This is a genomic window from Burkholderia perseverans (genome assembly GCF_022870505.1).
GTDB classification, from domain to species: Bacteria; Pseudomonadota; Gammaproteobacteria; order Burkholderiales; family Burkholderiaceae; genus Burkholderia; species Burkholderia plantarii.
This window is the reverse complement of the sequence record NZ_CP045093.1, coordinates 1,619,078-1,632,152: the sequence shown is the minus strand read 5'-3', so window position 1 is coordinate 1,632,152 and position 13,075 is coordinate 1,619,078. Positions and strand designations below refer to the sequence as shown.

The following is a 13,075-nucleotide window of genomic DNA, read 5'->3' as shown; positions in this document are numbered from 1 at the left end:
CTCCTTAGGCCGCGAACACGTGTTCGAGCAGGCTGCGCTCGGCCTCGCGCGGCAGCGCGGACAGGTCGGCCTGGTGGTTCCAGCGCAGCTCGGCGAAGCGGCCGCGGTCGCCGCCGTCGAAGTCGCGCTGCCATGACCAGAAGCCGTCGCGCACGACGCGCTTGAGCACCTTGCCGGTCGAGCCGACCGGCAGCGCGAAGTCCGGCGCGATCACGCCGACGCAGAGCGTGTAGTCGGGCAGCACCGGCTTGCCCTGGAACGGATGGCAGTTCAGCGTGTGATGCAGCAGCTGCTCGACGTCGAGCGTCGCGCCGGCCGCGAGCCGCACCAGCACCAGCACCGCCTCCTCGCGCACCGGGCCGCGCGAGACGCCCGTCACCGACACGTCGAACACTTCGTCGAGCCGCAGCAGGTGCTCCTCCAGCAGCAGCGTGTAGCCGGGCGTGCCGAGCGTGGTGTCGACCACGTCGACGATGCGGTCGAGGTGGACGAACTCGCCGTTGGTCTTGCGCAGGCCCACGTCGCCCGTGAGCCAATAGCCGTTCAGGCGCGTCAGCGCGGTCAGATGCGGCTGGCCGTGGTAGCCGGGCGTGACGGTGGGCGAGCGCACGCCGAAGTAGCCGGGCACGCCGTCGGCCAGCTCGCGGCCGTCCGGCGAAAGGATCACGCAGTGCGCATACGGCGCCGGCGAGCCGACGGTGCGAATGGTGGTCACGTCGTTGGCGCGCGACACCTTGTAGAACTGCGACATGCCGAGTTCGGACGCGCCGAACATGTCGGTGAAGCGCGCCTGCGGCGCGATGCGCAGCAGCTCGCGGATATGCGATTCGTGCGCCGTGTCGCCGGTGTTGTAGAAGCGCTGCACGGTGCCGAGGAATGCGTCCGGCAGGTTCTGTTCGGCCAGCGACGCGTAGGTCTGCGAGAACGCCGTGACGATGGTGGCGCGGAACCCGACGATCGCCTGCGCCACCGCGGCGCCCAACTGCGTGTTCAGCGACAGCGTGGGCAGTTGCAGCAGCGTCCCCGTCATCAGATAACTGATGCCGGCGGCATGGGTGGTCGGCATCGCGGTGGCGAGGCGGTCGTCGTCGCGCTCGACGAAGCCCTGCAGACGCTCGCGCTTGCCGGCGAAGAACTGGTCGTGGCCGAACAGCACCGCCTTCGGGATCCCGGTGGTGCCCGAGCTGTGGCAGATCATGATGGTGTCGTCGCCGTGGCGCTCCACCGGCCACTGGCCGGCCGGCAGCGGCGCCAGCGCGGCGGCCGCGCCTTCGGCGAAGCCGGCGTCGAGCGCCTTCAGGCCGGCCAGCGGCGCCGGCAGCTGCCAGCGCGCGGCCGTCTCGCGGTCGTAGGCGAACACCGTGAAGCGGTTGATCTGCGCATAGGCGACGGCGATGTCGACGCGCAGGTTACCGTTCACCAGCACCGGCACGGCGCCGAGGCTGTTGAGCGTGAGAAAGTGCAGGAACGAGGCGATGCCGTCGCCGAGGTAGAGGCACACATAGGCACCCTGCTGCACGTCGTGATGCGTATACCAGGCGGCCAGTTCCGCCACCACGGTGTGCAGCGTGTCGAGCGAAAAGGACGAATGCGCCTGGCCGGACGGCGAAACGTAAGGCTTTTCCAGAAACAGGAATACCTCGTCCCGGTTCGGATAAGCCTGATGGGCCTTGATGAGGAAATTGCCGGCGCCGAGCGCCTTGTCGTCGAACAGCCTGGCCCACACTTCCTTTTTCGCCTGGACTTCCATTTTTTCCCTCGTGGTTCTTGAGATGTACGAATCAGCGGACTGGTACTGCGATCGGCGTTCGTCCGGACGAACGAAGCCCGCATGGCGCGCGATGCGCACCACGCCCTCCATGTCGACAGGCAGCAAACAGCCGATAAACGGGCGGCGATGGATCGGCCGCCCGCCATGGCCCGATCAGTCGTGACGCATGCCGACCGCGAGCCGCGTCATGGCATTCATCAGCGCGATCGCGAACGTCAGGTCCGAGATCTCGACCGCGCTGAAGTGGCCTTCGAGCGGCCGGTACGACGCGTCGTCGGCGTGCGTCGCGGCCACGTGCGTGAGCGACTCGATCCATTCGAGCGCGGCCTTCTCGCGCGCCGTGAACTGCGAGCTGACGCGCCAGCCGGCCAGTTCGGTCAGGCGGCGGTCGGTTTCATTGCGCTCGCGCAGGCTCTTCGTGTGCTTGTTCAGGCAGAACGAGCAGCCGTTGATCTGCGCGATGCGCAGGTAGACGAGTTCGATCAGCGGTTGCCCGAGCGTGCTGTGTTCGAGGCCGTCCTTGACGTCGCGCAGGCCCTGCAGCAGCCGCGGCGACAGATTCCAGTATTCGAGGCGCAAACCGTTCATGTTCCCTGCCCGTTCAAGTCGTCCGGATTGATCCCGCCATGCGCCGCGCGGCGCATGGTGAATATATAAAGCAGATATTCAATGCGGGTTGGGTGAAAAGCTTTTCCGTTTTTCAAGAATCCATTCACGGAAAATTACTGTTCGCTTTGGAAGCGGCAACGATTGGTACATCACGGAAACTCATTTCGTTTCATCGTTTCGCTTCACGACGGGGGCAAATATACAGCACCACCCGTGATCGTTTCACGGACAAGATGGCACTTATCGAGCATGACAAGAACGGCATCCCGCATTCCTGCTTTTTTTGCCATGTCATGCTCGGGCTTTTGGTAAAAATGATGCCGCGCCGGCGTTCGCGCGCGCGATGGCCATAGCCGTGTGAAACGGCGATGTCGGTGCCGGGCTTCGGGGCCGTGTCCGGCGACACGGCGGTCCCGCCGGTCGCACCGGCCCGGCGGCCATGCCACCGGACCATCCGGAAACCGGTACCGGCCGCGGCTTTTCATCGGATGCACGGGATCCGCCGGATGCGCCAGCGCGATGGATCACGCCGCTGCGTCAGCCGACGTCGTATCTCGATGCGCGCGCAACGTCTTCCCCGGCCCTGCGCCGGCGCGCCGGTGCGATGCGCAATTCGGCGCACCGCCTCCTTTGACGAATTCGGCCATTGCCGAATTCCCGGGATCTGCAATCACGGAAATACCGACCTCATACACGAAACAGGCGAAGCGCAGTCCATGCGTGCGAGCCATATTCATCCCGCGCGGGACAAATATCCATTTCCGTTTCGTCAATTGCGCGCCGATATACCGAAAATCGGGACATCGGCATATTGTGATCGGCATCGCGGCGTTCCCAAGATTAAAATGCCCACCGGTGATTGTTTCCTACATGTTTGACCTCGCACCGCGGGTCCGGCCGGCCCCAGGGATCGAGTGGTCGCGGCGAGGCCTGGCGGCCCCCGTTCGACCCGCGCGTGCCAGGCGTTCTGGAGCATTAAATTGGCGGGACACCAGCACTTGGAACACGGCAGCGAAGACCCGCTGTACCGGCAGATCTACAAACGTTTTCGCCGCGCGATCGCGAACGGCACCTACGCACCCGGCGCGCGCGTGCCGTCGGTGCGCAATCTGGCGAGCGAGTTGCAGATCTCGCGCAGCACCGTCGAACTCGCCTACGACCTGCTGATCGGCGAGGGCTATCTGGTGGCGCGCGGCCAGGCCGGCACCATCGTGTCGCCGTCGCTGGCACCGCAGCAGGTGCGCGATTCGCTGCAGCGCGCCGGCACCGCGCGCCCGGTCGCGCGCGCGCCCGACGCCGCGACGGAATCGCATCCGCCGCCGTTCCAGCTCGGCCTGCCGGCGCTCGACCTGTTCCCGCACAAGCTCTGGGCCACGCTCGTCACGCGGCAGGCGCGCGTGCAGAGCCGGCTGTTCGCCTATCCGAACCCGGCCGGCTACCAGCCGCTGCGCGAGGCGATCTCGGCCTACCTGCACATCTCGCGCGGGCTCGATTGCTCGCCCGAGCAGGTGTTCGTGCTGCCCGGCTACCGCGGCGTGACCGGCCTGCTGTCGCGCACGCTGCTGCGCCCGCTCGACGAGCTCTGGCTCGAGGATCCATGCTTCCCGCCGAGCCGCTACCTGTTCGCCGAGATGGGCGCGCGGATCGTGCCGGTGCCGGTCGACAAGGACGGGCTCAGCGTCGACAAGGGCAAGGAGCTTGCCCCGCATGCGCGCTTCGCGCTCGTCACGCCCGCGCATCAGAGCCCGCTCGGCGTGCCGCTGTCGCTCGCGCGGCGGCTCGAACTGATCACCTGGGCGCAGCAGAACAACGCGTTCATCATCGAGGACGACTACGACAGCGAGTTCCGCTACGACGGCCGCCCGCTGCCCGCGCTCGCCAGCCTCGTCGCGACCGGCAACGTGCTCTACGTGGGCACCTTCAGCAAGGCGCTGAGCCCCGCGCTGCGGCTCGCGTACCTGGTCGTGCCCAAGCCGCTCGTGGCGCGCTTCAACGAGGCCTGCGCGCGCCTGCACGACGGCTGCCCGGTGCTGATCCAGGGCGTGACCGCCGACTTCATCAACGAGGGCTATTTCGCGCGGCACCTGAAGAAGATGCGGGCCGCCTATTCGCAGCGGCGCGAGATGGTGATCGACAGCATGCGCGCGACGTTCGGTGGCCGCATGCAGTACGAGGACATGCCGTGCGGCCTGAACCTGATCGCGAGCCTCGACGACGCCGAGGACGACCGCCTGCTCGCCCAGCGCGCCAAGCGCCGCAACCTCGCGGTGGAGCCGCTTTCGGGGCGCTATATCGAGGCGCCGCCGAAGAAGGGGCTGCTGCTCGGCTTCGCGAACGTGAAGTCGGAGGAGAAGGCGCTCGCGCTCGCGCGCGAACTGAAGGTGGCGATCGAGGCGGACTGAACCGCGGGTTTGACGGACAGGGGGGGCGAAGCGGCGGGCCGGTGCCCGCGCTACTTCTTCGCGCCCTTGCCGAAGAGCGTGCTGAACATCCGGGTCGCCAGGGAGGTCTGCTTGACCGGTGCCGGTATGTGATGTTGCTCTCTCGTCATCCCGAAGACGTCTGCCGTCTCTGGCTTGCCCCTGAGGAAGCCGTCCTCGGGAACGAGTCGGGCACGGTCGGCCTTGAACACGTCCACTTCGCCCGTCGCCGTGGTCGTTTTCGTTCGCATGTCTCGCACCTGTTTCTGCGACACCACGCGGACATCCGCCTTCTCAATGTAGAGCGCGTTGAAGCCGTCGTAAGCCTCGTCGTGGACGTCGCTCGAGTAACCGTTCACGCCGAACCAGCTCGACAGCTTGCCGCGCTCGCTCCAGTTTTTCAGTCGATCGAAGTTGCTCGCCGGGCTCGGGAAATGATGCGCCTTGGCATCGCGGTTCACGTTGTCCGCCGACGCCATGCGCTGGTCCATGATGTTCTCCACGGCGATCGCGCAACCCTGCATCTGGCCCGTGAACACCCAGCGCCCGCTCGCGTTCTTCGTCTTGCTGTAGAGCTCGGTGACGCCTACCCCTTTGGCGTTCGAGTCCAGCTCGGTCTTGTAGGGGAAATAGCCGGACTGCATGGCGGTGCTCTTGGCCTGCGGGTCATCCGGCACATGCATCATGGCAAAGCTGTTGACGATCTCCCCCAGCGCCTTCAGCTTGTTCGTCCGCTTGGTCGACAGGTCGTCTATCGCCTTGTACTGCTTCGCTTTCTCCAGGTATTTCCTGCGATACGCCTGGACGTCCGGCGTCAGGTTGTACACGTTCTCGCGATCGGCATCCGGCATCACATCGAAGAAATGCGTCTTCAGACCGCTATTGGCCAGCACGCGTCCCGCCTCCATCGAGATATTCTTGCGCTGCTCCTGCTCGCTGACCGGTACGGTCGTTTGCGTGCTCCCCTTTTGCCTCAGCGCCTCGATCTTGTGTGGCGGCAGTTTGCGCTGCAGATTCGGATTGGTCTTGATCTCGTAGTTGTCCCTCAGCGCCTTGTCGAAATCCGCCGTCATGGTGTGCTGCTTCAGGAATTCGACATGATTGTCGAGGAATTGCCGGGTGGCCTTATCGCGTTTCGGTTGCATCGATATCGCTCCGTGTGTTGCCGTCGATCCGCGGGCCGTGCCGATCCGCTGCGATCGCATGGCCCGTGCCGCAGGTCGGACATCTGCGTCGTCACTTCCTACACAAACTCCGTGCCAGCGGCGTGCGCGCGTAACTATTTGAATCGACGGGCCACCGGTTCGCGCGCCGGGTCGTTTTTCACCCATGCCGCCGCGCCGCCGCGCCGCCGCTGAGTAGGTCGAGGCCCATGCCGCGCGCCTCGGCGGCGCCGGACGCCAGGTGGGTGGAAACCACGCGCGTCGGGCAGCATCCCACCCTGCGTTGCGCATCCTTCGCCGCGATGCTATAAAGCCGTGTCGGAAAAGGCAGGCTTGGTCTGGTCAGCCCAAGTCCTTTCGGTAACGAAAGCTCTGGTCTTTGGCTTCGCGCACGAGACTCCCACGACGAACCCCGGCGCCATTCCGGCGCCCGGCAACAGGTTCGTCCGGGTCACGCTCGTCGCGAGGAACGCTCCGGTCGATCCACGACACCGGAGCCGTTCATGTCTCACCCTCCTCATTCATCGCACCGCGAATCCGCGCGCGAATCCCGCCGCGCGATCGCTTCCCGTGACGTCATCATCGCCGGCGCCGGCCCGGTCGGCCTGCTGCTGGCCTGCGAACTGCGCCTGCAAGGCCGCTCGGTCCTCGTGCTGGAGCGCGGCGGCACCGCGGATTCGCCGCTCAAGCAGCTGCCGTTCGGCCTGCGCGGCCTGTCGATGCCGAGCCTCGACGCCCTGCACCGGCGCGGCCTGCTCGACGCGCTGGTCGCGCAAATGCAGGCCGGCGACACCCCCGGCCGGACCGCGGCCGCCGCGCACTGGATGCAGCAGTCGCGCCGGCCCGCCGGCCATTTCGCCGGCATCGCGTTTCATCACCACGACGTCGATACCGCGCGCTGGCCGTATCACTTGCCCGGCCCGGGCGGATACAGCCTGCCGGTCACGCTGGCCGCGCTCGACACCGTCCTGACGCGCCGCGCCGCCACGCTCGGCGTCGAGATCCGGCGCGCGGCGGGCGTCGAAGGCGTGACCGCAGCGGATCACGGCGTCACGGTGCACGCCGGCGGCCGGGACTTCCATGGTCGCTGGCTGGTGGGCTGCGACGGCGGGCGCAGCGCGGTCCGCAAGGCGGCCGGTTTCGACTTCGCCGGCACCGACGCCGAATTCACCGGCTATTCGATCGAGGCCGAGCTGACCGATCCGGACGCGCTGCGTCCAGGCCGGCACCACACGCCGGCCGGCATGTACACCTATGCGCGGCCCGGCACGCTCGCGATGGTCGAATTCGACGGCGGTGCCTGCCATCGCACCGCCGCGCTCACGCCCGAGCACGTGCAGGCCGTGCTGCGGCGCGTGTCCGGCACCGGGGTCGGCATCGCGGCGCTGCATCAGGCGACCACCTGGACCGATCGCGCCCGGCAGGCCACGGCCTACCGCCGGGGGCGCGTGCTGCTGGCGGGCGACGCCGCCCATATCCATTCGCCGCTCGGCGGCCAGGGGCTCAATCTCGGTATCGGCGACGCGATGAACCTGGGCTGGAAACTGGCGGCCACGCTGCGCGGCGACGCGCCGGACGATCTGCTCGACAGCTATCACGCGGAACGCCATCCGGCGGGCGCGCGCATCCTCGACTGGTCGCGCGCGCAAGTCGCCCTGATGCGGCCCACCGCGGGCACGCGCGCGCTGGCGGCGATCCTCGGCGAGCTGATCGAAACGCGTGACGGCGCGACTTATTTCGCCGAGCGCGTGTGGGGCGTGTCGCAGCGCTGCGCGCTCGGCGACACGCATCCGCTGGTGGGCCGCGGCATGCCCGATTTCGCGCTGGCCGACGGCACGACGGCCAGCGCGCTGCTGCGTGACGGCCGTGGGCTGCTGCTGGCGTTCGAGGCCGACGCCGCGCTCGATGCGCTCGCGCGCGGCCGGGCCGCACGCGTCCGGCACGTCGTGAGCGAGGCGCGCGATCGGCTCGGCCTGCGTGCGCTGCTGGTGCGCCCGGACGGGATCGTCGCCTGGGCCGCCGATGCCGCCGCGCCCGCGCCGGCCGATGATGCGGGCCGGGCGGCGCACGCCATGGCGCGCTGGTTCGGTGCGCCCGACCCGGTCGACGGGCCGCGCTGACGCGCACCGGCCGGTGCTGCCGGCGAGGCATCGGCGGCCGGCACCCGCCTCTGCCTGTGCACCACCTGCCGGCTCATGCGCCATGCGGATCACTGAGCCACGGAGCCACCCATGCCACGCCGCCATCGAGCGAGGCGCCAGCATGACGCGCTCCCGGTTTCGGTGCGCCGCTCACCGGCACGCGCCACGATCGTCTGGAAAATTCCCGCTTACGTCTGCAGAATAGGCCCGTCGTCGTGGAGCACCACGATGACGCCCGCAGGCGTCCCCGGCGTGGCCGGCAATTTCATGAACAATCGCCGCCGCCAGCCCGAAAGGCGCCGGGCCAACCAGCCGGCCGATGATTTCCCGTTGAAGCGCAGCCCCTCGCGCCGGACGGCGGCCACCCTCGACATGCGTCACGTCTTCCGAAACCACCATGTCCAAGACAACCAGGCGGAGCTTTCTCATGACGACCACCGCACTCGCGGCGAGTACGCTGTTCCCGCTCGCCAGCTTCGCGGCCGGCGAGCGGCGCGACGTGATCATCGACACCGATCCGGGCCAGGACGACACCATCGCGATCCTGTTCGCGCTGGCCGCGCGCGACCGGCTCGACGTGCGCGCGCTGACGGCCGTGGCCGGCAACGTGCCGCTCGACCTGACCTCGCGCAACGCGCGCATCATCCGCGACTGGGCCGGCCGCACGCAGACGCTGCCCGTCTACGCCGGCTGCCCGCGCCCGCTCGTGCGCGACCTCGTGACGGCGGCCAATGTCCACGGCAAGAGCGGCATCGACGGTGTCGTGCTGCCCGAGCCGCTCGCCCCGCTCGCGCCGCAGCACGCGGTGCAATACCTGATCGAGACGCTGCGCGCGGCGCCGAAGCAGAGCCTCACGCTCTGCACGCTCGGCCCGCAGACCAACCTCGCCACCGCGCTGGCCGAGGCGCCGGAGATCCGCGAGGCGCTGCGCGAGATCGTGATGATGGGCGGCGCGTTCTTCGAGCGCGGCAACATCACGCCGGTGGCCGAGTTCAACGTCTACGTCGATCCCGAGGCCACGCGCGCCGTGCTGGCGAGCGGCGTGCCGATCACGGTGGTGCCGCGCGACGTGGCCGTGAAGGCCGCGATCACGCCGGCGCGCATCGCGCCGTTTCGCGCGCTCGGCAACCGCTGCGGGAAGATCGTCGCCGACATCATGACGGCCGAGCTCGCCCATCAGCGCGCCACGGCCGGCGTCGACTGGGCGCCGATGTACGACCCGAGCGCGACCGGCTACCTGATCGAGCCGTCGCTGTTCAAGGGCCGCGCCGTCAACGTCGAGGTCGAGACCGGCAGCGCGCTGACGCTCGGCGAGACCGTGATCGACTGGACCGGGCAGACCGGCCGCAAGCCGAACGCGACCTGGATCACCGAGGTGGACGCGGATGGCTTCTACGCGGCGCTCCATCGGCGCATCGCCAGCCTGCCGTGACGAACGGCGGCGCCGGCGCGTGACCGGCGGCGGCTCAAGCGCCCGGGCGGTTCAACCCCCGACCGGCTCGACCTGCGCGAGCCGCAGCAGATGGGCATGGACGTCGGCGGGCCAGCCGGCGATGCGGCGCCGGAAGCCGGCCGCGTCGTCGGCGAACAGCGCACGCGCCGCTTCCTCGAAGCCCGGCATATCGCCCGCCAGCGCCGCCATGCAGTGATAGGCACGCTCGTGCGCCGCGCGGCGCCGGTCGCGCTCGCCGGACACGCGGCGCGCCTCGTCCACCAGCTTGCGCAGCGCCACCGAGGCGCCGCCCGGCTGCGTGGCCAGCCAGTCCCAGTGGCGCGGCAGCAGCGTGACCTCGCGCGCGACCACGCCGAGCTTCGGCCGGCCCCGGCCGCGCGGCGCCTCGCCGGCGGGCGGCGCGGCGGCGGCAGGTTCGACGGTCATATCGGCGGCATCCAGGGCGGCGGCTTCGGCACCGCTGTCGGCGGCAAAGCGCGCGCGGATCTCGTCGTCGCTGCCGCGCAGGTCGACGTCGATGGTGCGGCCGGTCGCGTTGTCGAACAGCAGCACCGGCCGCGCGTCGGCCGCCCGCGCCGCCCGGCGAATCGCGAGCGCGACCGTCGCGAGATCGCCGGAGGCCAGGTGCGTGGCGCCCTCGAAGCCGGTGTAGCGCGGCAGGGAAACGGTATCGGACATGGTGGCGGCGTGGTTCAGGCGATGAGGGGAAGGCTCCCGGCCGGCCACCGGGAGCGATGAGGGCAAGCCGGGCGCCGGCCGGCGCTCACGACACGGCGGCCGCGTCGTGCGGCAGATGCTCGTCGATGAAGGCGAGCGTCTCGCGCAGCATCTCGTCGGACAGCGCTGCGTCGTCGGTCAGCCGCGCGAGGATCACCGCGCCCACCATCGCCGCCCAGCTGCCGATCGCGGCGCGCCGCGCGGCGCCGGCCTCCGCGCCCTCGATGCCGGCCGCGAGCCGGTCGATCTGCCGCCCGAGGCTGCCGCCCAGCGCCGCGCGCACGTCGGGCGCCTGGCGCGCCGCCTCGGCGCCGAGCGCGGCCACCGGGCAGCCGCCCGCGCAGTCGTCGCGATGCGCGGGCGTCAGGTAGGCGCTCGCGTAGCCGTGGATGTCCAGCGCCGTCGCGACGTCGCGCTTCACCAGCGCCGCGAGCGTCTGCGCGATCAGGTCGTCCTTCGACTTGAAGTAGCCGTAGAAGCCGCCGTGCGTGAGCCCTGCGGCGCTCATCACGTCGGCCACCGTCACCGCGTCGAAGCCGCGCTCGCGAAACAGCCGGCTCGCCACCTCCAGAATTTTCCGCCGATTCTCGGCCACCTGCTCCCGACTGACTCGCATAGGTCCTCCCATTCGATGCTTGACATGATACATGACAGACATCATGATTAAAAACATGACAGCCATCATGAATAAATCGGATGGCGTCGCCCCCCACTTTTGGAGAACCCGCATGTCGAAGCTTCCCGCAGTGTTGATCACCGGCGCGTCCACCGGCATTGGTGCCGTGTATGCAGACCGTTTCGCCCGCCGCGGCCACGATCTCGTGCTCGTCGCGCGCAACCAGGCGCGCCTGACGGCGCTGGCCGAGCGGCTGCGTGCCGAGCACGGCGTGGCCGTGGACATCGTCAACGCCGACCTGACGAAGCACGACGACCTGGTGCGCGTCGAGGCGCGCCTGCGCGACGACGCCGCGATCGGCGTGCTCGTCAACAACGCCGGCACCTCGATCCCGGGCGGCTTCATCGACCAGACGCCGGAAGTGGTCGAGAACCTGATCACGCTGAATACCACGGCGCCCGCGCGGCTCGCGGCGGCCGTCGCGCCGCGCTTCGCGCGCGAGGGCACCGGGGCCATCGTCAACATCAGCTCGGTGGTGGGGTTCGCGCCGGAGCTGGGCCTGTCCGTGTACGGCGCGACCAAGGCGTTCCTGACCTACCTCTCGCAGGGCCTGCGCCTCGAACTCGGGCCGAAGGGCGTGTACGTGCAGGCCGTGCTGCCGGCCGCCACGCGCACCGAGATCTGGGATCACGGCGGCATCGACGTCAACACGCTGCAGGCGGTGATGGAAGTGGACGAACTCGTGGACGCGGCGCTGGCCGGCTACGACCAGCGCGAAGCGGTGACGGTTCCGACGCTGCACGACGATGCGCAATGGCACGCCTACGACAACACGCGCCGCGCGATGCTGCCGAACATCAGCCAGGCGCTGGCGGCGCCGCGCTACAAGCGGGTGGCTTGACGATCCGAAGCGGGAAACGAACACGGCGGGCGCTCCCGAAGGGGGCGCCCGCCGTGTTTCGCGTGGTCGACGACGGGAGCGGACCGGGATCGCCCGCTCAGCGCGCCCCCGGCTCGCGCGCCCGCGCCAGCACGCCGAGGTTGCCCTCGCCGAAGCCGTGATGGCCGCTGCGCTGGACGATCTCGAAGAAGATCTCGCCGGGCCGGCGCTTGACGAAGGTCTGGAAGAACAGCTTCGGCACGCCGTCGGCGATCTCGCCGTCCACCAGGATGCCGCGCCGGCGCAGCCCCTCGACGTCGAGCCGATGCCCCGGCAGCCGCGCGTCGAGCGAATCGTAATAGGCGGCCGGCGGCTCGACGAACTCGACGCCGTTCGCGGCCAGCGCATCGACCGAGGCGACGATGTCGTCGGTGGCGAGCGCGACGTGCTGCACGCCCTCGCCCGGATGATCGGGCAGGTAGTCGTGCATCAGCTGCGTGCGCGGCGTGCCTTCCTCGTAGACCGGAATGCGGATCTCGCCGCACGGCGACACCATCACGCGCGATTCGTCCGACAGGTGCCAGTTCGCGTTCAGTTCGTGGATCTCGCGGAAGTGCAGCAGGTCGCGATAGAACTCGAGCCACTCCGGCATGCGCCCGGCGCCCACCGTCTGCGTCATGTGATCGACGCGCCGCAGCCCGGTGCCCGCGTGCTGCAGGTCGGCCTGGGCGGTGGCCGGGTCGATCGGCCGGAAATCGATGTCGAAGATCGAGATGTCGCCGGTGCCGCCCGACAGGCCGCCGCGCCCGCGCCAGCGATCGACGAAATAGATGTGCGAATCGCCGATGCCCTGGATCGCCGGGATCGCCAGCTCGCCCTGGCCGATCCGCTCGCCCTCGAATGCCCAGGCGCCCAGCTCGAGCGCGCGGTCGAACGCGCGCGGCGCGCTGTCCACGCGAATCCCGATCGCGCACACGCCCATGCCGTATTCCTCCGCGTAGCGCGAGGCGAACGAATCGGGCTCGGCGTTGAGCAGGAAATGCATCTGGCCTTGCCGGTACAGCGTGACCGCCTTGCTGACGTGCCGCGCGATCGCCTTGAAGCCGAGCTGGACGAAGCGGCGCGCCAGCTCGTCGGGCGCGGGCGCCGCGAATTCGACGAATTCGAGCCCCGCGATGCCGAGCGGGTTCGCGTCCGGGGAAATCGGGCACGTCGTCGTCGCCGACGACGCGGGAAAGTGGCTGGACATCCGTGGTCTCCAGAAGCAGACGAAGTTGCGTTGCGAGGCGTCGCGAGCGGCATGCG

11 protein-coding genes are annotated in these 13,075 nt (G+C 69.2%); 5 read left to right on the top strand and 6 right to left on the bottom strand.

All coding sequences use genetic code 11. The annotated features are described in order from the left end of the window. Positions 1-4 precede the first annotated feature (4 nt). The gene (locus BpN12_RS06755; RefSeq protein ID WP_246794509.1) at positions 5-1,750 is read right to left on the bottom strand and encodes an AMP-binding protein; all 1,746 of its coding nucleotides are present in this window, start codon (positions 1,748-1,750) and stop codon (positions 5-7) included. Positions 1,751-1,924: 174 nt separating this feature from the next. Further along, the gene (locus tag BpN12_RS06750; protein WP_246794508.1) at positions 1,925-2,359 is read right to left on the bottom strand and encodes a carboxymuconolactone decarboxylase family protein; all 435 of its coding nucleotides are present in this window, start codon (positions 2,357-2,359) and stop codon (positions 1,925-1,927) included. A 38-nt stretch (positions 2,360-2,397) separates the two neighbouring features. Here BpN12_RS06750 and BpN12_RS06745 point away from each other — a divergent pair, with 38 nt between their 5' ends. Further along, positions 2,398-2,733: a hypothetical protein gene (locus BpN12_RS06745; RefSeq protein ID WP_246794507.1), complete on the top strand. Its 336-nt coding sequence runs from the start codon at positions 2,398-2,400 to the stop codon at positions 2,731-2,733. Between the two features lie 645 nt (positions 2,734-3,378). After that, positions 3,379-4,782: a MocR-like pyridoxine biosynthesis transcription factor PdxR gene (gene pdxR / locus BpN12_RS06740; protein ID WP_246794506.1), complete on the top strand. Its 1,404-nt coding sequence runs from the start codon at positions 3,379-3,381 to the stop codon at positions 4,780-4,782. A gap of 50 nt (positions 4,783-4,832) precedes the next feature. Here pdxR and BpN12_RS06735 read toward each other — a convergent pair whose 3' ends face one another. Next, complete coding sequence (locus tag BpN12_RS06735; RefSeq protein ID WP_246794505.1) at positions 4,833-5,945, bottom strand: hypothetical protein; 1,113 nt, start codon at positions 5,943-5,945, stop codon at positions 4,833-4,835. A gap of 521 nt (positions 5,946-6,466) precedes the next feature. Between BpN12_RS06735 and BpN12_RS06730 the strand changes: the two genes are divergently transcribed. Together BpN12_RS06730 and BpN12_RS06725 are read left to right on the top strand one after the other, a co-directional pair. Further along, complete coding sequence (locus BpN12_RS06730) at positions 6,467-8,083, top strand: FAD-dependent monooxygenase (protein WP_246794504.1); 1,617 nt, start codon at positions 6,467-6,469, stop codon at positions 8,081-8,083. Between the two features lie 418 nt (positions 8,084-8,501). Continuing rightward, positions 8,502-9,536 carry a nucleoside hydrolase gene (locus BpN12_RS06725; RefSeq protein WP_246794503.1) on the top strand — a complete coding sequence of 345 codons (1,035 nt, stop codon included), beginning with the start codon at positions 8,502-8,504 and terminating at the stop codon, positions 9,534-9,536. A 51-nt stretch (positions 9,537-9,587) separates the two neighbouring features. On the opposite strand, the gene BpN12_RS06720 is transcribed toward BpN12_RS06725, so the two are convergent. Beyond that, positions 9,588-10,235 carry a DUF2239 family protein gene (locus BpN12_RS06720; RefSeq protein WP_246794502.1) on the bottom strand — a complete coding sequence of 216 codons (648 nt, stop codon included), beginning with the start codon at positions 10,233-10,235 and terminating at the stop codon, positions 9,588-9,590. An 85-nt stretch (positions 10,236-10,320) separates the two neighbouring features. Further along, entirely contained in the window at positions 10,321-10,890 is a 570-nt protein-coding gene (locus tag BpN12_RS06715) for a TetR/AcrR family transcriptional regulator (RefSeq protein WP_246794501.1), read from the bottom strand. Positions 10,891-11,002: 112 nt separating this feature from the next. On the opposite strand from BpN12_RS06715, the gene BpN12_RS06710 reads away from it, so the two are divergent. Continuing rightward, entirely contained in the window at positions 11,003-11,791 is a 789-nt protein-coding gene (locus tag BpN12_RS06710) for an SDR family NAD(P)-dependent oxidoreductase (protein WP_246794500.1), read from the top strand. Positions 11,792-11,888: 97 nt separating this feature from the next. On the opposite strand, the gene BpN12_RS06705 is transcribed toward BpN12_RS06710, so the two are convergent. Continuing rightward, positions 11,889-13,019: a 4-hydroxyphenylpyruvate dioxygenase family protein gene (locus tag BpN12_RS06705; protein WP_246794499.1), complete on the bottom strand. Its 1,131-nt coding sequence runs from the start codon at positions 13,017-13,019 to the stop codon at positions 11,889-11,891. Positions 13,020-13,075 lie beyond the last annotated feature (56 nt).

Bases quoted from the DNA above. Each gene is read 5' to 3' on its own strand.
- BpN12_RS06755 (WP_246794509.1), bottom strand. From the start codon at position 1,750: ATGGAAGTCCAGGCGAAAAAGGAAGTGTGGGCCAGGCTGTTCGACGAC.
- BpN12_RS06750 (WP_246794508.1), bottom strand. From the start codon at position 2,359: ATGAACGGTTTGCGCCTCGAATACTGGAATCTGTCGCCGCGGCTGCTG.
- BpN12_RS06745 (WP_246794507.1), top strand. From the start codon at position 2,398: ATGCGCCGCGCGGCGCATGGTGAATATATAAAGCAGATATTCAATGCG.
- BpN12_RS06735 (WP_246794505.1), bottom strand. From the start codon at position 5,945: ATGCAACCGAAACGCGATAAGGCCACCCGGCAATTCCTCGACAATCAT.
- BpN12_RS06730 (WP_246794504.1), top strand. From the start codon at position 6,467: ATGTCTCACCCTCCTCATTCATCGCACCGCGAATCCGCGCGCGAATCC.
- BpN12_RS06725 (WP_246794503.1), top strand. From the start codon at position 8,502: ATGTCCAAGACAACCAGGCGGAGCTTTCTCATGACGACCACCGCACTC.
- BpN12_RS06720 (WP_246794502.1), bottom strand. From the start codon at position 10,235: ATGTCCGATACCGTTTCCCTGCCGCGCTACACCGGCTTCGAGGGCGCC.
- BpN12_RS06715 (WP_246794501.1), bottom strand. From the start codon at position 10,890: ATGCGAGTCAGTCGGGAGCAGGTGGCCGAGAATCGGCGGAAAATTCTG.
- BpN12_RS06710 (WP_246794500.1), top strand. From the start codon at position 11,003: ATGTCGAAGCTTCCCGCAGTGTTGATCACCGGCGCGTCCACCGGCATT.
- BpN12_RS06705 (WP_246794499.1), bottom strand. From the start codon at position 13,019: ATGTCCAGCCACTTTCCCGCGTCGTCGGCGACGACGACGTGCCCGATT.